The organism is Ruegeria sp. (assembly GCF_965199275.1).
Classification (GTDB): domain Bacteria; phylum Pseudomonadota; class Alphaproteobacteria; order Rhodobacterales; family Rhodobacteraceae; genus Ruegeria.
The window spans coordinates 25,823-46,387 of record NZ_CBDAQX010000021.1; the positions used below are offsets into that span (position 1 = coordinate 25,823).

Below are 20,565 nucleotides of genomic sequence, written 5' to 3' on the forward strand. Positions count from 1 at the left end.
TTACTCGGCCGTATAGGCGGACCCGGAGCCCAGAAACCGCCGCGTCGTCTCACGCGCTGCTTCCTCGGCCTGCGCCTTGCGCGCCATGTCCTGGGCTTCAGCGCGATACTGCGCCGCCATCAGCGTCTGGATCTGCATCTGCTGCTTGGTCGAGAGCGCGATCAGCTGGTTGGCCGCCTGTTGGACCTGAAGCGCGCCCGCCGCCCCCTGGCTGCGGGTGACAAGATCGCTCAGGAGCTGCCGATCGCCCTGTACATTGGTAACGATCTGCGCCTGAACCTGCATGGTGCGGCGGAAGGCGCCCATGGCGTCCTGCCAGCGGCTACGGGCGGCACGGACGATATCGTCCGTACGGACCATTGCGTCATAGCCTTGCGGATGCTGCTGCCGCCACCGGACCTCGAACTGTTCAAGGTTGAAGTTCAACCCTTCGGCCTCGATCATCAGCCCGTCGATGCGGGTCAGCGCGGCCTGCATCCGGCCGAGGGTGGAGACATCGAGCCGCTCAAGGTTTTTCGCCATGTTCTGCAACATGCTTGCCTGGTTCTGCAGCGCACGAATCTGGTTGTTGATCTGTTCGAGCGCCCGGGTGGCGGTGAGCACATTCTGCGCATGGTTGGTTGGATCGAAGACGACGCCACCGAACCCGAACAGGGCCGCAGCAGGACCCGGCGGGAACAGCGCCAGAAAAGCGGCAAGACAGGCGGCGGCAAGAGCGTGTGAACGGTGTTTCCTGACTTCCGACCTTTTTGTTGATCTGACTGGGTTTTTGGTTTGTTTTCAGGTGTGGTTGCTCAGAGGCGCGTTGTAGTGCCCCATTATTATAAAAAGTATTGACATGGGCCTTCAGATGGCTAACCTCTTCGCCCATGTTCATCCGCACCAAACATGACGCAAAGCTCAACCGCACACGGATCCAGATCGTTGAATCCGTCCGCACCGGCTCCAAGGTACGCCAGAAGATCCTGCGCCATGTGGGTGTGGCCCATAACGACAGCGAGATTGAGGATATCAAGCGTCTGGCGGGCCGCTTGATGGAGCAATTACGCATTGATCGCTCGCCGCAAATGGAACTGTTCACGCCCACGGAATATGCCGATCTGCAGGCGCTGGTGCGCCGCGCTCCGCGGCCGGACAAGCTTGGCGTTGATCTTGCCGAGTGCCGTGAGGAGGCGCGGGTCTCTCTGGGTCTGCGGGATGTCATGGGGACGATGTATGACCAACTGGGTTGGGGGGCCCTTCTGGGGGCGGCGCGTAAAAGTGCCAATCGCATTGTGAAAGAGCTGGTTATGGCGCGGATCGCACAGCCCGAGAGCAAGCGCGCGACCGTGGAGGCGTTGGAGAACCAGGCAGGCATCACGCTCAATCTGGACGTGGTCTATCGGAGCATGGATTACATCAATACGCCGGTGATAGACGGGATTTGCAAAACCTCTCACGCGGCGGCAGAGAAGTTGCTGGGCGGGCCAGTGACCGTGCTGTTCTACGATTGCACGACCCTGGCCTTTGACACCGAGCGCGAGGACCCGGCCGAGGATGCGGACGGGGTCGAGCAGGATCATCTTCTGGCCAAGGGCTTCAGCAAGGATGGCAAGCATCACCGCGCTCAGGTCATGCTGGCGCTGATCGTCACCTCCGATGGGCTGCCTGTGGGCTATGAACTCTTCCCGGGAAACACCTGGGAAGGTCATACGCTGGAAGCTGCGCTGAAGGCGTTGGAGGGACGCTTCGACGTGGCCAGGGTCACGTTCGTGGCCGATGCCGCCATGCTCAGCAAGGACAACCAGCAGATGTTGCAGAACAAGGGTCTGCCCTACATCCTCGGCTATCGCATGAAGTCCGCCCCGGCCGCCGTGAAGGCGAACATTTTGAGCCCGGAGGGACGCCAGCCTTGGGCTGGACACGGTTCTGAAGAGGCAACCGAGAAGGGCTGGTACAAGGTGATCGACCAGGAGGGAGCGCGGGTCATTGTGACCTGGTCACCCACCCGGGCACGCAATGATGCCCACAAGCGCGACAAGGCAATCGAAAAGCTGCACAAGAAGCTCAAGCGCTCTCGCAAACCCGGCAGCTTCAGCAGCCGGGGATATGGCCGCTTCCTGGCCTTCCCCGACAGCGGGGACGTCACGCTGGATGATGCAAAGATCAAGGCAGCGGCACAATGGGACGGGCTGCATGCCATTGTTGTTCATGGTGCGGACGAACTGGAGGCACAGGACGTCATTGCCCGCTATCACCAGTTGTGGGAGATCGAAGCCTGCTTCCGCACCAACAAGCACGATCTGAAAATCCGGCCCATCTATCACTGGTCGCCGCGTCGGGTCCGGGCCCATATCGCCATCTGCTACATGGCCTTCTGCTGCCTGCAGCACCTGCGCAAGCATCTGGACCTGCTCGGACACCCGATGAGCCCGGCTCGTATCCGCAACGAGTTGAACGCATTGCAGCTCTCGATCCTGCGCCACAAAGGCACCCCTGACCGCTACGGCATGCCAAGCCATGCCACGGTCGATGCCAGACGCATCCTCACCTGCGTCGGCCTGACCTGGAACGAAGCCCCTTTCAAGATACCCCCCGGGCGCACCCGAAAAACTGGCCAGACCAAAGCCTGAGCTCCCTCAACACTCCGAAACAATCGCTGGCGAAAAAAGTCCGTGTAGTGCCTTTTGGCAACCAAGGCATAATAATATCAATGACTTATACGAAAAAATGTCGGAAGTCAGGCGGGTCAGCGCGGCCTGCATCCGGCCGAGGGTGGAGACATCGAGCCGCTCAAGGTTTTTCGCCATGTTCTGCAACATGCTTGCCTGGTTCTGCAGCGCACGAATCTGGTTGTTGATCTGTTCGAGCGCCCGGGTGGCGGTGAGCACATTCTGCGCATGGTTGGTTGGATCGAAGACGACGCCACCGAACCCGAACAGGGCCGCAGCAGGACCCGGCGGGAACAGCGCCAGAAAAGCGGCAAGACAGGCGGCGGCAAGAGCGTGTGAACGGTGTTTCATGGGGCGTTTCATGGGGATGGCTCCTCCTGTTGGGAATTTTCCGGACCCGGCTCCTGTGCCGGTGCCTCGTGTACTTGTGTCTTGTGTTCCGGTGCCTGCTGCTGCGATGTCTCCTTTTGGGGAGACGGGAACTGCGCGATCAGGTTGCCGGCCCAATCGAGGCCGCGGGCCTTGAGGAAGCCGGCGGCAAAATCGTTCGGGCCGTATTCAGCCAGGACACGGTCGATCAGGGTTTGTGCGGCCGGATTAGAGGCGCCGCACAGGGCGAGGTTGACGGGCCCCAGGCCCAGGTCGAACAGCCGGTTGCCGCCCCGCGATTGCAGGTAATAGTGACGCTTGGGTGTCGCGCGGGCGATCAGGTCGATCTGGCGGTCGTTGAGACCGAAACGTGCGTAAGCCGCGCGTGCCTGCGGCTCGACCGCCCGGTCATTGGGCAGAAGGATACGCTGCGGGCAGCTCTCGATGATCGCCGGCGCGACCGCGCTGTCGGCGATATCGGCCAGCGACTGGGTGGCGAAGATCACCGAGACGTTTTTCTTGCGCAACACCTTCAGCCATTCGCGGATGCGCGCGGCAAAGAGCGGGTTGTCGAGAAACACCCAGGCCTCGTCGAGGATCAGCAGGGTCGGTCGCCCGTCAAAACGTTCCTCAAGACGATGGAACAGGTAGGTGAGCACCGGCAGGACGGCGCTTTCCCGGTGCATCAGTTCCTCCATCTCGAAACACTGCACATCCGACAGCACCAGCCGGTCCTGCGATCCGTCGAGAAACCGCCCGTTCGGGCCGTCAAGCGTCCAGGGTTGAAGCGCCGCCCGGACCGGCCCCGATTGCAGGAGCGCCGCGAGACCCGTCAGCGTGCGCTCGCCCGCCGGCGCGTCGGCAAGGTTGGTGAGCGCCGACCAGACGGCATCCTTTATCTCCGGCGTGACGGCAAGCTGTTCGTGGCCCAGCAGGTCGCCGATCCAGTCCGCCGCCCAGCTCCGTGTCGCAGAATCGTCGATGTGGCGCAGCGGCTGAAAGGCGGGCGCACCGTCGCCGCCGAGCGCATGATGCGTCCCGCCCATGGCGAGCACCGGGCACCGGGCCGACCGGCCCTTGTCGAAGAAGGTGACCTGCGCGCCCGCGTAGCGGCGGAACTGCATAGCGATCAGCGACAGGAGCACCGACTTGCCGGCCCCGGTCGGGCCGACGACCATCATATGGCCGACATCGCCCACATGGGTCGACAGCCGGAACGGGGTCGACCCGCTGGTCTTCGCATAAAGCAGGGGCGGTGCGTCCTGACCGGTGACGTTGGCGAGGTGGGCGTTCTGTGAAGGCCCGGACCACACCGCCGACAGCGGCATCAGGTGGGCCAGGTTCAGCGTGTGCACGAGCGGCTGGCGGACATTGGCGTAAACGTGCCCGGGCAGCGATCCGAGCCAGGCCTCGACCGCGTTCACCGTTTCGCGGATTGCGGTAAAGCCGAGCCCGTTCACGATGCGCTCGACGGCGCGGGCTTTTTCCTCCACCCCCTGCCGGTCCGCACCAAACACCGTGACGGTTGTCGTCAGATAGCCGAAGCCGACATGATCGCCGCCGAGCGCCTGCAGGGCCGCATCGGCGTCAAAGGCCTTGTTGTCGGCGTCGCTGTCCACGAGCACCGTCGCCTCGCCCGTCAGCGCCTCGCGCAGGATGGCGGCAACCGACTTTCTCTTGGCGAACCATTGCCGGCGCAGGCGGGTCAGCACCTTCGTCGCCGCCGTCCTGTCGAGGGGGATGAAGCGCGTCACCCAGCGATAGGCGAAATCCTGATGGTTGAGCGCGTCGAGAAGACCGGGGCGGGTAACATTGGGAAAGCCCATGATGGTGAGCGTGCGCATATGCGTCTCCCCCAGCATCGGCTCCAGCCCGCCGGTGAGCGGCGTATCGACAAGAACGCCGTCCAGATACATCGGGGTTTCCGGCACCGCGACCGGATGGCGCTTTGTCGAGATCGTGCCGTGCAGGAAGGTGAGCGTCTCGCCATCGTCGAGCGCGTGGATCTCCGGCAGGAAACCGCCCATCAGGTCCAGCACCCGGTCAGTCTCGTCGCGGAACCGGGCAAGCTCCTGCCGCCAGTTGCGGGCGCTGCCGTTTGTCTCTCCCTCTCCGGCTCCGTTCCGGTCGCGGTCGAGAACCGCGTCCCCGATGCGGGCCTGTGCATCCGGCGGCGGCATATGGGCGAGCGTCAGGTGATAGCGGCTCTCGAAATGCCGGCCCTGCGCGTTTGCCGGGAAATCGCTCCACCGGAGCGATTTCCGGTCCGGCGCCCCTTCAAACGCCGCGCGGCGTTCCTCATCGACGAGCCAGGAGGCCGCATCGGGAAAGGTGGAAGCCGGATAATGCTGCGCCTCCAGCCGTTCGGCGTCGAAGAACAGCGCCCAGCCGGAGCCGAGCCGCTTGAGCGCGTTGTTGGCGCGGGCGCAGAGGCCCACCAGTTCGGCCTCCGTCGCGCTTTCCAGATCAGGCCCCCTGAAACGCAGGGTGCGCTGGAAACTGCCGTCCTTGTTCAGGACGACGCCCGGCGCCACCAACGCCGCCCAGGGCAGCAGATCGGCGAGCCGGTCGGCCCGGTTGCGGTATTCGGCCAGACTTAACATGATAAACCCCTCAGCATGAAATACCCCTCAACATCGCCACCAGCCGCTTTGCCGCAGGTGCCGCGCCAGCACGGCCATGAACGCCGGATCGCGCTTCGCGGCAAAAACGGCAAGCGTGTGCCCGAGGGCAAACAGGACAAGTCCGGCCACCCATTGCTGGAGGCCGAGACCGACGGCGGCGGCGATGGTGCCGCCGGTGATCGCGACCGGGCGCGGAGCCCCGCCCAAAAGGATCGGTTCGCACAGCGCCCGGTGGACGGGCACCTCGAAGCCTTGCGTCTGATCCGTCACCACACCAGCGCCCCGCCGCCGAAGGAAAAGAAGGACAAAAAGAAGCTGCTTGCCGCAAAGGCGATCGACAGACCGAAGACGATCTGGATCAGCCGCCGGAAGCCGCCCGCGCTTTCGCCGAAGGCGAGCGTCAGACCGGTGACGATGATGATGATCACCGCGATGATCTTGGCCACCGGTCCCTGCACCGATTGCAGGATTCTTTGCAGGGGCGCTTCCCACGGCATGCCGGAGCCGGCCGCATAAGCGGGAGCCACATAGACAAACACAAAAACGGCGGAGAGACAGGACCGGAGTTTCCTGTATAGGCAGGGGTGCCGACGGCTTTTGGCCCGACCTGAACCGGTCGGCGATATGCTGACAGTGCCGGAATCGGTGGCGGTGTCATGCGGGGCGGATTGACGGTTTTTTCGCCCGAAATGTCCCCATTCTGAATTTCCCGGCCCCGAATTTCCCGGTCCTGAATTTTCCCGGCCGGGGCGGTCGCAATGGATATTGTCGGTCTTGCGCATGACTGGTTTCCTTTTCCAAAAGATCAGAGGTGTTGCAGGTGCAGCGGGGAAAAAGCGGTGACGGCATAATCGCCATTGGCGTCGAGCCCGCTGACCCCGGCGATGGCACTGAGGCGCCGCGTGGCGCCGCGCCCGGTGATGAAGACGATGAGATCCACCGCATCGGCAATCAGGCGGCGCGGCACGATGGCCACCCCTTCCTGCACCAGTTGTTCGATCCGGTAGAGCGCCGCATGCGCCGAATTGGCGTGCACTGTGGCGATGCCGCCCGGATGGCCCGTGTTCCACGCCTTGAGCATGTCGAGCGCTTCCGGCCCGCGCACCTCGCCGACGATGATGCGGTCGGGCCGGAGCCGGAGCGTCGAGCGCACCAGGTCGCCCATGGACACCGCGCCCGCGCGGGTTCTGAGCGCCACGCAGTCGGTCGCCGCGCATTGCAGTTCGCGCGTGTCCTCGATCAGGATGACCCGCTCATCGCAATCGGAAATCTCGTCGAGCAGCGCGTTGGCCAGCGTCGTCTTGCCCGAGGACGTGCCGCCCGCAACCAGGATGTTCTTCCGCGCCCGTACCGCCTCTCTGAGCGCGCCGGCCTCGATGGGCGTCATGATCCGGTCCCGGACATAGTCGGAAAGTGTATGGATCCTTGCCGCCGGTTTGCGGATGGCAAAGCAGGGGCGCAGGACCACCGGCGGCAGCAGCCCCTCGAAACGTTCACCACCCATGCCATCCGGAGGGCCGTCCGCAGAGGACGGCAGTTCCGCGCTGACGATGGGCGTGTCCGCCGTAACCTCGGCGCGCATATGGGAGGCCACCAGCCGGATGATCCGCTCGGTCCCGGATGCGGGGATGCACACGCCCGTGTCAACCCTGCCTTCGCCGAGCCGGTCGATCCACAATCGGCCGTCGGGATTGACCATCACCTCAATGACAGTAGGGTCGGACAGCGCCCTGCCGATCACCGGCCCCAGCGCCGTCTTCAGCATGGCGCGTCGGCGCGCGTCTGACGTGTCGCTCATGGCCGGTCCTCCCTCTGATTGGGCTGATCCGCCCCGGGGCTGGTATGGTCCTTAACGGAGTCGCGGGCGCCAGTCTTTCTGTGACGATCACCGGCTGTTTCGGGGCGCCGGTCGGCGGCCCGTTCGTCATCCGCTACGTCATCCGGATCGAGGGAGCGCCTGCCGCTTGCGATCTGACGGCCTACCTGCTCGGTGAACTTGCGGAACCGGTCCCGCGCTTGCCGCTGCGTCGCCTGGTCGGGAACCGGCGTATAAGCGTTGAAGGTCAGATACAGCCTGACAAAAAATGCCAGGGTTTCGGTCAGCACATCAATATCACGCCGGACAAGACCCGTTTCGCGCGACAGCCGGTCGAGGCGGGATTTCAGGGCGTCATCGATCCGGTATGCGCCGCGATGGCGCAGATAGTGGCGCAGGGCATCCGAGACGATCGCCGATTTCGATGCGCCGGGTCCGGCCGCCAGCGCTTCCAGTTCGGCGCTGGTCTCCTCGTCGATATAGATGTTGTGGCGCGGTTTCATGCGGTCCTGTCCTGACAAATCGAACGTCGGAACAAGGATCGCCCGGAACTCTGAAATCCCTTATAGCCTTTATGTACGACCACACACGATCACGGACGGAACCAGAAGATGAAGCCGCACCATGACGATGATCACGGAGCCTGTCCGGTCTGATTGAAGTCGTAAACCCGAAAGGCCGGGTCACGGCAGCGATTGCGAAGCCCGGACGCGTTCGGTCCTGCTCAAGGGCGCACCTGGAGGACCGGACGCGCTCTAGAACCCGTCCAGCAAATCCCTGTCCGGCCCCATCGCCTCGTTGACGCCATAGACGCGCGCGGGTGTGGCGGCGCGATCCATCATGGTCTGATCGGCGGGGCTGTCAGACTCATCCTCCAGCAGGTTCGGCAAGTCGCCCTGCCCGGGCTCAGTGGTTTTAACACTTTCTTCCCCTCCCCCCGGATGGCGCTGTTGCTGCATCCCGCCTTCGTCAGCGGATGCTGCGATCCTGCCGTCATCTTCAGCGGCCAGCCGCCTATCCGTCCGGCGCACCTCTTTGCCCCAATCGTCAGGCCGCGCCTCGGGCCTGTCCGCATAGTCGCCCTCTGCAAGCTGCGGCGCGGGCAGCAGCCGTTCGGTAAAATTCCCGTCCTCGTAATAGCGCAGCTTTTTTGCCCGGATCGGTGCCAGCCCCGAGACCAGCACCAGTTCATCCGTCGGCGGCAGTTGCATCACCTCGCCGGGGGTCAGGAGCGGCCGCGCCGTCTCCTGCCGGCTGACCATGACATGGGAAAGCCACGGCGCCAGCCGTTGACCCGCATAATTGCGCATGGCCCGCAGTTCCGTCGCCGTCCCCAGCGCGTCCGAGATGCGCTTTGCCGTGCGCTCGTCATTGCTGCTGAAGGCGATGCGCACATGGCAGTTGTCGAGGATGGCGTTGTTCTCGCCATAGGCTTTCGATATCTGGTTCAATGACTGCGCGATCAGATAGGCGCGCACGCCGTAGCCCGCCATGAAGGCCAGCGCCGTCTCGAAGAAATCAAGCCGTCCAAGTGCGGGAAACTCATCGAGCATCATCAGAAGCTGATGGCGGCGGCTCTTCTTCGGGTCGCCCTCCAGCCGTTCGGTCAGCCGCCGCCCGATCTGGTTGAGGATCAGCCGCACCAGCGGCTTCGTCCTCGATATATCCGATGGCGGCACCACCAGATAGAGCGACACCGGATGTGCTGCGTCCATGAGATCGGCGATGCGCCAGTCACAGGCCGCGGTCGCCGCCGCCACGGTCGGATCGCGATAGAGTCCCAGAAACGACATGGCGGTCGACAGAACCCCCGAGCGCTCGTTCTCCGACTTGTTCAGCACCTCGCGCGCGGCCGACGCCACCACCGGATGGACCTGCGGGGTCTCCGCCGTTCCTAGATGGTTGGTCTCCATCATCCGCCGCAGCGTCGCCGTAAAAGGCCGGTTCGGGTCGGACAGGAAGGTCGCCACCCGCGCGAGCGTCTTTTCCTCCTCGGCATAGAGCACATGCAGGATCGCACCCACCAGCAGGGCATGGCTGGTCTTTTCCCAATGGTTCCGGCGTTCGAGCGCGCCTTCGGGATCGACCAGGATATCGGCGATGTTCTGCACGTCGCGCACCTCGTCCGGTCCCTTGCATACCTCAAGCAGAGGATTGTAGCGGGCTGACCGGGGATCGGTCGGGTTGAACAGCAGGCAGTGCGAGAACCGCGATCGCCAGCCGGCGGTCAACTGCCAGTTCTCGCCCTTGATGTCGTGGATCACCGCCGAGTCCGGCCACGACAGCAGGGTCGGCACGACCAGCCCCACTCCCTTGCCCGAGCGGGTCGGGGCAAACGCCATCACATGTTCCGGCCCGTCATGGCGCAAATACCGGTCTTCATATTGGCCGAGGAACACACCCGCCGGACGAAACAGTCCGGCCTTGCCGATCTCGCGCGGCAGCGCCCATCGCGAGGAACCATAGGTGGTCACCAGATGCGATTGCCGCGCCCGCCACAGCGAACCGAAAATAGCCGCCGCGCACCCTATGAAGCCGCTTGCCGCCGCCAGCATCCCGGCCCGGTCGAACACATCAGGTGCATAGGCCTCGTAGAAGTACCACCACTCGAACAGCTTCCACGGCTCATAAACCGGCCAGCCGAACAGCACGAACCACGGGGGCCCCAACTGCGGCTGATAGCCCAGCATCGCCGCACCCCACTGCGTCGCCGACCAGACGCCGAGAAGGACCATGGCGAAAACGACGACAATCTGGCCAATCAGCAGTTTGGTGGGCGTCATGGCAAAGGGCTCCGTTACATGTGGCAAACGGAAGCGATTATGGCGCGAGATGGCCGAAACGCTTATGCCCTTTAGGTACGCTGGAGTGCGCTCTATTGATTTTGCTGCCGCAAAAGCGTGTCCAGCCGTTGATATTGTTGATCGGCTTCCAGGTCAGATCGGGCGGTCCGAATATTTTCAAGACAAGCCCGCAACTCTTCTGGGGGATACGGCAATTGGCCCGGAATAATCCGACCCAGGAAATCCAGCGCCTTCCCTGGAAAGTCTGTGCATAGTCCGGATTCCCCCAAAAGGTGAACGACATAGTGCAAGTCATCAATGGGCCGCAACCAGTCTCTGAAGATATTCATCGCCTCAGGAAATGCGTCTCCTGAGGCAGCGCACAGTTTGGCAAAATACCTTGAGACCTCCGGCGTTCTGGCCTCGTTCCTCTGCGGCCAAAAACACTTCATGAATGGCGCAATCAGGTTACGAAGATATTCCGGCCGTTGCGCGCCAGCCCCCTGAAAAGCCTGGAACAAAGTTTCCGCTGTCTGTGCGAGCGCTACCGGCGGAAAGGCCCCGATCACGGCCTTGAAATCACAGCTTTTGTAGGTTTTACTCGGATCCAATGCTGCATGAGTAAAAAACGCAACATATTGCCTGCCGTATGTTTCTCCGAGATCGGCAAGATGTCCAGCGGTCGTCAGAACCGACGATTTGAGCGTGTCCAGCAGAGGCCAGTGCGAGCGGGGCGAATGCAGAAAAGCTTGCCACACCCCACGGGCGGTATCTTGATCCCGCCCCCAGTCGAAATGGGGCAACAGGTGCCGTTCGGTCCAGTCGCGGTCAACCCGATATAGCGCGATCACATTTCTGGCTAGGATTATGCAGCCATATCGAAGACCAGCAGCGTCTGCATCGCATATCTCCGCGAACAGTGATTTAACCTCGTCCCGCAATCCTTCATCGTCCCGCAGGTTCTGCCTGTACCACCAGCGCATCGCTGCTTGGGTGACAAGGCCGACCGGATGGTTAATCGCCTGAAACACAATATCGTCCGAGAGATCGAACGGATCGTTTTTCTGTATCTCCAGGATTCGGCGGACAAGCTCAAAAAACACGGCTTCGCTTCCGGTGAATTCTCCACCAACGGAATCCAGCCACCACGCGACAGGGTGCGCGATTTCCTTCAACCTGTCATCGGGAATATCGGCGAGCACGCGGCTTGCATATTTCCACGACCGCTTCCGGAACCGTTCGGTCGACCAAGCTTGTAGAGCCTGATGCCAACGCTCAACGGGCCATATTCCCTGCCGTGCAAGGCTGAACAAAGCAACGGCCGTGCGCGGAAAGTCACTCACGCAATGGTCAGCCCAATCGTCTGCTTTATCCCATTGGTCGGTTGACGGGTTCTTTTGCAGCCAAGTTTCCAATTCGCGGCGCGAGTTCGGAGTGGGCTGGAATACCCGCCAGTCGTCATTATCACCCATCCAGAATGAAAACTCGTCCCGGTCATCGTCTGCCAGTTGCCATTCCGGATATTGTTCGGAGAGTGTCTGAAGTCGAACCGATGCTTCTGGTATCAGTGTGTCGGCGGCGGTGCGATATTTCGCAAGGAGCAACCATGTTTTCCGGTCAATGAGACGTTGGTCTATATCATCCCGGAGTAGTTGATCCGGCGGCCCATCAAGAATGGCCTGCTGCAAAACGGTGCTCTGCTCGGGAGACAATATGGGTGCCAGCGCCATGATAAGCCTGACTGCCTCGCGTTTCGTTTCATTGGCCCAAAGCCAACGGCGATCATCCGCCAGAAGCCAGTGAATTGTTTCGTCCGGAGGAAGGATATCCGGCCTTTGGGCGGCCGCGAAAAGTGCCAGCCGCCGGAACATCGGGTACTTAATCATCGTCCAGCGTCTGGCCTCGTTCCGGGCAACGTCCGGCTGCCTTTCTGCTTCTGCCAGCCAGGCATCCCGCGTTAGCTCGATCAGGGCCGTCCAGTCGCACAAATTACTGTTCTGTTCATGTGGGCTGATCGAAGGCTGATGAATATATGAAAGGTCATGATGATCGTCGGCTCCTTCAAGCTCGCTCATGAGATCAAGTGTATCCAGAACCAGAGCCGTCAGGTCCGGAAGCAATTGCGGAAGCGCTTCCTGCCATAGGTCGCTGCCCGAAAGGGTATCGAGGACAGATTGAACATTGTCAGCGCCCAGAACGATTTCCCATCGCACCAGATCGGCCACACTAACGTTGCCTGTTGCATCGCCTTCTTGTTCACCGTCGCTGTCCCCCGTAGGAAAGCGAAACGGTTCTCCGATCTCGATACAGGGTGATAGCGCCTGCCTCAGACGCCACCGCAGCGAAGGTGACAGGCCGTCCCTTTTGAAATCTTCCCTCCATGTGTACAGGTCCACACCATCATTGCCGCCCTTCAGCCGACCAGCGACCACCAAGCGCCACAGGCGCTGCATCGGCGAGGACAGCGGCTGGGCGCTGTCATGACGTTCTACCATCGACCTCGAAACAATCGCCAGAAAACAGGGGTGAAGCTGCCCGCCATGGTTCGCGATCCAGAGCAGGAGCTTGGGGTCGTCCAGATGCCGCGCCAGCCAGCGGGCTATCTGCCCCATGACGTCATCCCACTTTCCTACGGAGTCATGCAGCAAAATCGGCGCCATCCATGGCGCGTGCCTATAAAGGGAAGGCCTTATCACGAGACTGAAGGTCAGTCTTTCGTCTTTTTCCGAATTCGGCTGAACCCCGAAGCGGCGCAGGTCATGGTAACCGAACCGCCGGTCGGTAAAAGCCTCCAGCCATTCAAGCGAGGGCAGAGGATCAAATTCGGCAAAACGTTTTGCGGGCAGACCCTCTTTATCGCTGAGTGCCCATAACATCCGGCCAACAAAATCATCCTGAGCTGTGCTGCCGGTCGGCACGGTCATGGCATACCGCGTGACGATGGCCTCCTTTCCCCGAACGCCGTCACGATAGCTTTCCGCCCACGCATGCAAGGATTTGTGAAGATACGTGTGCTTTTTGGTTTCCCGGTAAAGGATCGGCGTGACGTTTCTGGCTCTCCAGTCCTGTTCCGCAGCCGCGCCCTTTCCCTTTTTGAAGCTGCCAAACGCAAACGCCTCTATCGGTGCTTCGCCCATGAGCCGGTCAGCCGCCAGGGCATCCGTCATGTAGCGCAGAACTGGATCGTCGAGGCTGTATCCAACGAAACAAACGGTGTAGTTGCGGAACAGTTCGGTCACGAAGCGTGCGGCCCAACGCTCGGTCAGATAGGCAAGTCCGAAGTCCCCGCTGGACACAACCAGTCTGTTCAGATCTTCTTCCGAAGGAGCCTGCGGCAACAGGCCGTGAAGATAAACAAGGCCGTTCCAGCGATTCTTGGGGACGGGCAGTAACGGTGCATTGAACCGTGAAACTTCAATATCTTTGTCCGCGATGACCGTTTCAAACAACCGGTCGAAATTGGTTGTCACCAGCCTGCATTGCCCCTCGCGGCTTCGACTCAGCGTCAGCAGGGCATCATGGGTTCGCGTAGCTTGTGACTGCTTTGTCAGCTCAGGTGTGAGCACTTCAGCCAACTGGCTGCGGACAGCCGCACGTCCACCGGGGAACCGGTTTTCGAGCAGACCGATCACCGTGTCATAACGGCCCTGCTCGAAGGCTGCATCCTCAACCGAATCGCGCTCAGTTCCAAGGTTTGTATAGATATCTTCAACCAACCCCTTGAATCCCGGCAGTTCCGCCGGATAGGAGATTCCGGCCCCACAGAAAAACACCACACCGCCTTCTTCATGTGCTTGGATCAGGTGCTCAGGAATATCGGGGCCGTTCTTTACGAATTGCACTCTTTGATCTCTCCTCGAAATTGGTTCCCATGCACAAGAGACATTACCCCTATTACACTGCGCATCAACATCCCTTCTCACGAAATCCCCCGCCCCCGCTGCCGTCCGATGGTCCATGAGATGCCGTCGCCGCGGATGACGCCTGAGACGTGCTGGCCGATATGGCGTTCGAGGATGGGACGCCAGGGGACGAGGGTAAACTCGCGGGATTTTTCGATGACGGCGTATTTACCGTTGGCCAGTTCAACCGCGCGGCGCAAAGTACCTTCGACGGGCTCGCCCTGTCTGGCATCGACATAGGCAAGACCAAGCTGATCTGACAACTGACCGGCGACGCGAGCAAGCTCGCGGCGGCGCAGGGTGGCCAGCATGTCGGCGCGGTAGCGGGTGCGTCCCTGCTCTTCGCGCGCCAGCCCTTCGGCGACCAGCCATTGGCGGCGGTGTTCTCTCGCTTCACGCAGTTCGCGCCCGAACCCGCTGTCGCGGGTGGCTTCGGGCATATCGGCAACCAGATCACGATCGAGCCATGTGGCACCGTCGGCACCCACCTGCCGGTCGAGCGACAGATGCGACAGCGTCTCGACGATGACCGGCGCGGCCCTGGCCCGCCCGCGTTCATACTCTGTCACCTGGTCGAGATGATCGGGTGCAATGAGCCAGGTGCCGTCCGGCGCGCGGTCGATGGCGCCGGTGGCGCGGCGGATCGCCTCCAGCCGCCGTATATGGGTCTGGGCGAACCGCTCGGTCGCACGCGGGTCATGATCGAGATGGAGGTCGGTGGTGTAGCGGCCCCCGTTGGCGGCGGCGACCTCGGCGACCGTGATATCCGCCTGGCGCGGTTCGATGGTTTTGGGTGTCACGCGAACTATGCTGCCTTCCGGTGTTGGTTCGGTCGCATCGCCCCGGCCGATGTCGATATAGTGCGCCCGTCCGTCCAGACCATCGACGATCAGATAAAGCCGGTCGTTGAGTTCGTCGGACAGGCCCCGCGCCGTCACCCGCCCGGTGACGGGTCTGACATTCGGGTCTGCCGGGTCATGGATGACATAATCACCCGGACTGCGGGCGATGTCTTGTGCCGCCATTGCGCGCTGCAGGGTCCTGATGATGTCGCCGCGCTCGCCCATGCGACGCAACGTGTCTTCAAGGCCCTCTTCCAGTCGCCATACACCCGGGCGGTGTTCCGCTGCGAGGCCCAGATGCGCAAGTTTCTGCAACCGGCCCGCGCGCAGGCTCTGCCGGAAAGGATCGCGGTCGGCGGCCGTGACAAACCCGTCCCCGTCCATTTCATGCAGCAGACGACGGTCGAGAGAGGTCAGCCGCTCCTGCTTCACTTCCGCCCGCAGCCGGTCTTCGATCTCGCGGTCGGTGCGGGGTCCGAGATCAAGGCTGACCAGCTCGGCGGCGCGCTCCCGCAGGCCAGTGGTGATATAGTCGCGGGCGATGACCAGATCGTCGCCCCTGTCATCCTTGCCGCGCAGCATGATGTGGGTATGGGGATGACCGGTGTTGAAGTGATCGACCGCCACCCAGTCGAGGCGTGTGCCGAGGTCTTCCTCCATCTGCGCCATCAGGCGGCGGGTGAGCGGCTTCAGGTCGTCATACTCAAAACCGTCCTCGGGTGAGACGATGAAGCGGAACTGGTGGCGGTCGCCATCGGCCCGGTCGAGGAAGGCCTTGCCATCCGCTTCGTTCTCAAGCGCAGTGTACAGGTCACCGCGTTTCCCCTCACGGGTGACGCCGTCACGCTGGATATAGCGCAAGTGAGCCTTTGCTCCGTTCATCCCCTTGCCCGCCAGTCTGACGATACGGGATTTGACGACGACGCGGCGCTGACGGAAGGCGGCATGGCGATCACGGCTGGCCAGCACACGACCTGCGCCTGCGCCGCGTCCGAGGCGCGCGCCGGTAAAGCCCGGCCTGCGTGCCGCAGACTTGCCACCACGTACAGGGCCACCCCGCGCCAGGTTTGACGCGGCCAGCACCTGATGCAGGAACTTGCGCTCGCTCTTCGCGCCGGACGAACCGGTCGCGCGCGGCTTGCCGACCCTCGGTCTGAAATCGTCGCCTGACATAATCTGCTCCTTTCCGCCCCCATGAAGGGACAGTCGGGCGGCCCTTGTAAACCGGTGCCATGCGGAACCAGTAAAATCAGAGTGTTACGGCACCCGTGGCACCATGGCATAGAGCCTGGCACCATCCGACCTCCCGAAAAAACAATGTGCAGACAAGGGCTTACCCTTCGCGGTTCCCGCCGATGGTGCCGTTGCTTTTATCTTGCCATACACGACTTCCTTCATCCCCCCTGCGACCCTCCACGATCCCCTGCGACCGATCCTCCATCGAGGCGGAAATCCCGGCAGCTGCAAGGTCGCGCTGCCGGGTGTAAGAATACGCAGAAATCGCGATGGGAAACGACATTTTCATCTCATTTCCCGTTCTGTTTTGGGGGGAAAGCGGCACGAAAAACTCGCCATTTCGTGCGAGAATTTCGCTGTTTTCGCGCGTCGAAACCGGCAAAACAGCCGCGTATCGAAGGCAATTTTCGGTGAATTTTGTGTGGTTGATGGGCCGGATTTTGTCTTTGTGACGGTGGTTTCCGGCGTACCACCAGGCGCCTCCCGGGTGCCGGCGGCACAGGCGCGAGTCTCGGCAGGAAGCGGTTTTCCATCGCGCAAATGCCCCCCGTAGCGTCCCGGCTTTTCCACCTGACCGGCATTGTAAGCAGCGAAGAGACCTGAACTGCCGAAGCGCTCGTACATGGCCTTGAGATAGGCGGTTCCGGCGAGAATATTGGTGCGCGGATTGTAAGGATTGGTGCCCAGTCCGTGCTCGTCGCGCAGTTCTTTCCAAGTGCCGGGCATGAGCTGCATCAGACCCATGGCGCCCTTGGGTGAAATGGCTTGGCTGTCGCCATTGCTCTCGGCCAGGATGACGGCGCGGAACCAGCTTTCGGGGATGGAATACCGTTGTGCTGCTTCTTTGATATGCGCCTGAAACCGTGCGAGCGTAGCCGCTTCAGCGGGGGAGATAATCGCGGCGGCAGCGATGATGAGAGGTGTTATTCGGTCCATAGCGGTGCGAGTCTTGCGATGATCCGGTGACGCTCCTGACTTCCGACATTTTTTCGTATAAGTCATTGATATTATTATGCCTTGGTTGCCAAAAGGCACTACACGGACTTTTTTCGCCAGCGATTGTTTCGGAGTGTTGAGGGAGCTCAGGCTTTGGTCTGGCCAGTTTTTCGGGTGCGCCCGGGGGGTATCTTGAAAGGGGCTTCGTTCCAGGTCAGGCCGACGCAGGTGAGGATGCGTCTGGCATCGACCGTGGCATGGCTTGGCATGCCGTAGCGGTCAGGGGTGCCTTTGTGGCGCAGGATCGAGAGCTGCAATGCGTTCAACTCGTTGCGGATACGAGCCGGGCTCATCGGGTGTCCGAGCAGGTCCAGATGCTTGCGCAGGTGCTGCAGGCAGCAGAAGGCCATGTAGCAGATGGCGATATGGGCCCGGACCCGACGCGGCGACCAGTGATAGATGGGCCGGATTTTCAGATCGTGCTTGTTGGTGCGGAAGCAGGCTTCGATCTCCCACAACTGGTGATAGCGGGCAATGACGTCCTGTGCCTCCAGTTCGTCCGCACCATGAACAACAATGGCATGCAGCCCGTCCCATTGTGCCGCTGCCTTGATCTTTGCATCATCCAGCGTGACGTCCCCGCTGTCGGGGAAGGCCAGGAAGCGGCCATATCCCCGGCTGCTGAAGCTGCCGGGTTTGCGAGAGCGCTTGAGCTTCTTGTGCAGCTTTTCGATTGCCTTGTCGCGCTTGTGGGCATCATTGCGTGCCCGGGTGGGTGACCAGGTCACAATGACCCGCGCTCCCTCCTGGTCGATCACCTTGTACCAGCCCTTCTCGGTTGCCTCTTCAGAACCGTGTCCAGCCCAAGGCTGGCGTCCCTCCGGGCTCAAAATGTTCGCCTTCACGGCGGCCGGGGCGGACTTCATGCGATAGCCGAGGATGTAGGGCAGACCCTTGTTCTGCAACATCTGCTGGTTGTCCTTGCTGAGCATGGCGGCATCGGCCACGAACGTGACCCTGGCCACGTCGAAGCGTCCCTCCAACGCCTTCAGCGCAGCTTCCAGCGTATGACCTTCCCAGGTGTTTCCCGGGAAGAGTTCATAGCCCACAGGCAGCCCATCGGAGGTGACGATCAGCGCCAGCATGACCTGAGCGCGGTGATGCTTGCCATCCTTGCTGAAGCCCTTGGCCAGAAGATGATCCTGCTCGACCCCGTCCGCATCCTCGGCCGGGTCCTCGCGCTCGGTGTCAAAGGCCAGGGTCGTGCAATCGTAGAACAGCACGGTCACTGGCCCGCCCAGCAACTTCTCTGCCGCCGCGTGAGAGGTTTTGCAAATCCCGTCTATCACCGGCGTATTGATGTAATCCATGCTCCGATAGACCACGTCCAGATTGAGCGTGATGCCTGCCTGGTTCTCCAACGCCTCCACGGTCGCGCGCTTGCTCTCGGGCTGTGCGATCCGCGCCATAACCAGCTCTTTCACAATGCGATTGGCACTTTTACGCGCCGCCCCCAGAAGGGCCCCCCAACCCAGTTGGTCATACATCGTCCCCATGACATCCCGCAGACCCAGAGAGACCCGCGCCTCCTCACGGCACTCGGCAAGATCAACGCCAAGCTTGTCCGGCCGCGGAGCGCGGCGCACCAGCGCCTGCAGATCGGCATATTCCGTGGGCGTGAACAGTTCCATTTGCGGCGAGCGATCAATGCGTAATTGCTCCATCAAGCGGCCCGCCAGACGCTTGATATCCTCAATCTCGCTGTCGTTATGGGCCACACCCACATGGCGCAGGATCTTCTGGCGTACCTTGGAGCCGGTGCGGACGGATTCAACGATCTGGATCCGTGTGCGGTTGAGCTTTGCGTCATGTTTGGTGCGGATGAACATGGGCGAAGAGGTTAGCCATCTGAAGGCCCATGTCAATACTTTTTATAATAATGGGGCACTACAACGCGCCTCTGAGCAACCACACCTGAAAACAAACCAAAAACCCAGTCAGATCAACAAAAAGGTCGGAAGTCAGGAAAAACTCGCCATTTCGTGCGAGAATTTCGCTGTTTTCGCGCGTCGAAACCGGCAAAACAGCCGCGTATCGAAGGCAATTTTCGGTGAATTTTGTGTGGTTGATGGGCCGGATTTTGTCTTTGTGACGGTGGTTTCCGGCGTACCACCAGGCGCCTCCCGGGTGCCGGCGGCACAGGCGCGAGTCTCGGCAGGAAGCGGTTTTCCATCGCGCAAATGCCCCCCGTAGCGTCCCGGCTTTTCCACCTGACCGGCATTGTAAGCAGCGAAGAGACCTGAACTGCCGAAGCGCTCGTACATGGCCTTGAGATAGGCGGTTCCGGCGAGAATATTGGTGCGCGGATTGTAAGGATTGGTGCCCAGTCCGTGCTCGTCGCGCAGTTCTTTCCAAGTGCCGGGCATGAGCTGCATCAGACCCATGGCGCCCTTGGGTGAAATGGCTTGGCTGTCGCCATTGCTCTCGGCCAGGATGACGGCGCGGAACCAGCTTTCGGGGATGGAATACCGTTGTGCTGCTTCTTTGATATGCGCCTGAAACCGTGCGAGCGTAGCCGCTTCAGCGGGGGAGATAATCGCGGCGGCAGCGATGATGAGAGGTGTTATTCGGTCCATAGCGGTGCGAGTCTTGCGATGATCCGGTGACGCTTCACCGGCCCGAAATAGCGGCTGTCAAAGGAGCCGGCAGGCGTAAGGAGCAGGAAGATTTCATCCGCTTCGAGTGTGCGGCATTCGTTCCAGCGCGGCATAGGGCGACCTTTGCGGTCGACTTTAAGGTGGTCAGCAACCACATCACCGTTGATGATGATCACGCTATTAAAGGCGCAGACGTCATCGCCGCTCATGGCCGCGATGCGTTTGATCAGCGGTACGCCAGCGGGCAGATAGCGGCGCTCGGCGGCCAGTTTGGCGATGGATTTAGAGGGTTGGACGAGCACCAGGTCGCCGCGCTCCGGCGCACCGGATGTGACGCGATAGAGGCCGATTGGCGCGCTGGCGGAGGCGTTCCAGACCAGCAAGGGCGTGTGGGCAATGGCAGAAATACCGATCAGCGCGACACCTGAAAGGACGGCAGCAAGGGGAAGGAGGACGGCTTTTTTCATACGCCTGCCCCATCCGATGTGGAAGATTGCCCCCGACCTTGTGACCAGGCCTCAAGGTCGGCGATGTGGTAGCGCACATAGCGGCCATGCTTGCGAAAGCGGGGGCCATTGCCAGTCAGGCGCATCTTTTCTAATGTGCGATAAGAGAGGCAGAGGTAATACGCGGCCTCTCGGGTGGTGAGAAACGGGCTGCCCTTTTTGGCCTCGCTCGCCCGTGTTTGATCGTCTTGCATCCATAGCTCCTTTCGGTGTGCCGGAGCGCATCCAGCCGAAGTGTGAACC

The 20,565-nt window shown here is 61.5% G+C and carries 17 protein-coding genes; 1 reads left to right on the forward strand and 16 read right to left on the reverse strand.

Translation table 11 applies throughout. From position 1 onward, the window contains the following. Positions 1-687, reverse strand: coding sequence for a P-type conjugative transfer protein TrbJ (gene trbJ / locus ACOERD_RS14890; RefSeq protein WP_419740146.1), 687 nt, complete (start codon positions 685-687; stop codon positions 1-3). A gap of 182 nt (positions 688-869) precedes the next feature. On the opposite strand from trbJ, the gene ACOERD_RS14895 reads away from it, so the two are divergent. After that, on the forward strand, positions 870-2,612 hold the full coding sequence (locus ACOERD_RS14895; protein ID WP_419737624.1) for an IS1634 family transposase: 1,743 nt from the start codon (positions 870-872) through the stop codon (positions 2,610-2,612). A 6-nt stretch (positions 2,613-2,618) separates the two neighbouring features. Here the strand turns inward: ACOERD_RS14895 and ACOERD_RS14900 are convergent, their stop codons facing one another. The 15 genes from ACOERD_RS14900 to ACOERD_RS14970 all read right to left on the reverse strand — a co-directional run bounded on the left by ACOERD_RS14900 (position 2,619) and on the right by ACOERD_RS14970 (position 20,516). Next, the gene (locus ACOERD_RS14900) at positions 2,619-3,002 is read right to left on the reverse strand and encodes a hypothetical protein (protein WP_419739552.1); all 384 of its coding nucleotides are present in this window, start codon (positions 3,000-3,002) and stop codon (positions 2,619-2,621) included. 8 nt (positions 3,003-3,010) lie between these two features. After that, on the reverse strand, positions 3,011-5,623 hold the full coding sequence (gene trbE / locus ACOERD_RS14905) for a conjugal transfer protein TrbE (RefSeq protein ID WP_419739553.1): 2,613 nt from the start codon (positions 5,621-5,623) through the stop codon (positions 3,011-3,013). A 27-nt stretch (positions 5,624-5,650) separates the two neighbouring features. Beyond that, positions 5,651-5,914 carry a VirB3 family type IV secretion system protein gene (locus ACOERD_RS14910; RefSeq protein WP_419739554.1) on the reverse strand — a complete coding sequence of 88 codons (264 nt, stop codon included), beginning with the start codon at positions 5,912-5,914 and terminating at the stop codon, positions 5,651-5,653. Beyond that, positions 5,911-6,426: a TrbC/VirB2 family protein gene (locus tag ACOERD_RS14915; RefSeq protein ID WP_419739555.1), complete on the reverse strand. Its 516-nt coding sequence runs from the start codon at positions 6,424-6,426 to the stop codon at positions 5,911-5,913. Before ACOERD_RS14915 ends, ACOERD_RS14910 begins: the two co-directional genes overlap by 4 nt. Positions 6,427-6,449: 23 nt before the next feature. Further along, positions 6,450-7,409: a P-type conjugative transfer ATPase TrbB gene (gene trbB, locus ACOERD_RS14920; protein ID WP_419740147.1), complete on the reverse strand. Its 960-nt coding sequence runs from the start codon at positions 7,407-7,409 to the stop codon at positions 6,450-6,452. A 29-nt stretch (positions 7,410-7,438) separates the two neighbouring features. Next, complete coding sequence (locus tag ACOERD_RS14925; RefSeq protein WP_419739556.1) at positions 7,439-7,963, reverse strand: CopG family transcriptional regulator; 525 nt, start codon at positions 7,961-7,963, stop codon at positions 7,439-7,441. Positions 7,964-8,215: 252 nt separating this feature from the next. Then, positions 8,216-10,243, reverse strand: a complete 2,028-nt coding sequence (locus tag ACOERD_RS14930; RefSeq protein WP_419739557.1) for a conjugal transfer protein TraG — start codon at positions 10,241-10,243, stop codon at positions 8,216-8,218. 92 nt (positions 10,244-10,335) lie between these two features. Further along, complete coding sequence (gene dsr1, locus ACOERD_RS14935) at positions 10,336-14,085, reverse strand: anti-phage defense-associated sirtuin Dsr1 (protein ID WP_419739558.1); 3,750 nt, start codon at positions 14,083-14,085, stop codon at positions 10,336-10,338. Between the two features lie 77 nt (positions 14,086-14,162). Further along, a complete protein-coding gene (gene rlxS / locus ACOERD_RS14940) occupies positions 14,163-16,160 on the reverse strand; it encodes a relaxase/mobilization nuclease RlxS (protein ID WP_419739559.1) in 1,998 nt (665 codons plus the stop codon). Positions 16,161-16,320: 160 nt separating this feature from the next. Further along, complete coding sequence (locus ACOERD_RS14945) at positions 16,321-16,506, reverse strand: hypothetical protein (protein WP_419739560.1); 186 nt, start codon at positions 16,504-16,506, stop codon at positions 16,321-16,323. Between the two features lie 2 nt (positions 16,507-16,508). Further along, positions 16,509-17,225, reverse strand: a complete 717-nt coding sequence (locus ACOERD_RS14950) for a lytic transglycosylase domain-containing protein (protein WP_419739561.1) — start codon at positions 17,223-17,225, stop codon at positions 16,509-16,511. A gap of 80 nt (positions 17,226-17,305) precedes the next feature. After that, positions 17,306-19,048: an IS1634 family transposase gene (locus ACOERD_RS14955; RefSeq protein WP_419737624.1), complete on the reverse strand. Its 1,743-nt coding sequence runs from the start codon at positions 19,046-19,048 to the stop codon at positions 17,306-17,308. A gap of 132 nt (positions 19,049-19,180) precedes the next feature. Beyond that, the gene (locus tag ACOERD_RS14960) at positions 19,181-19,795 is read right to left on the reverse strand and encodes a lytic transglycosylase domain-containing protein (RefSeq protein ID WP_419739562.1); all 615 of its coding nucleotides are present in this window, start codon (positions 19,793-19,795) and stop codon (positions 19,181-19,183) included. Beyond that, complete coding sequence (gene traF / locus ACOERD_RS14965) at positions 19,783-20,283, reverse strand: conjugative transfer signal peptidase TraF (protein WP_419739563.1); 501 nt, start codon at positions 20,281-20,283, stop codon at positions 19,783-19,785. The genes ACOERD_RS14960 and traF overlap by 13 nt, the downstream gene beginning before the upstream one ends. After that, positions 20,280-20,516 carry a helix-turn-helix transcriptional regulator gene (locus ACOERD_RS14970; protein ID WP_419739564.1) on the reverse strand — a complete coding sequence of 79 codons (237 nt, stop codon included), beginning with the start codon at positions 20,514-20,516 and terminating at the stop codon, positions 20,280-20,282. Before ACOERD_RS14970 ends, traF begins: the two co-directional genes overlap by 4 nt. Positions 20,517-20,565: the final 49 nt, after the last annotated feature.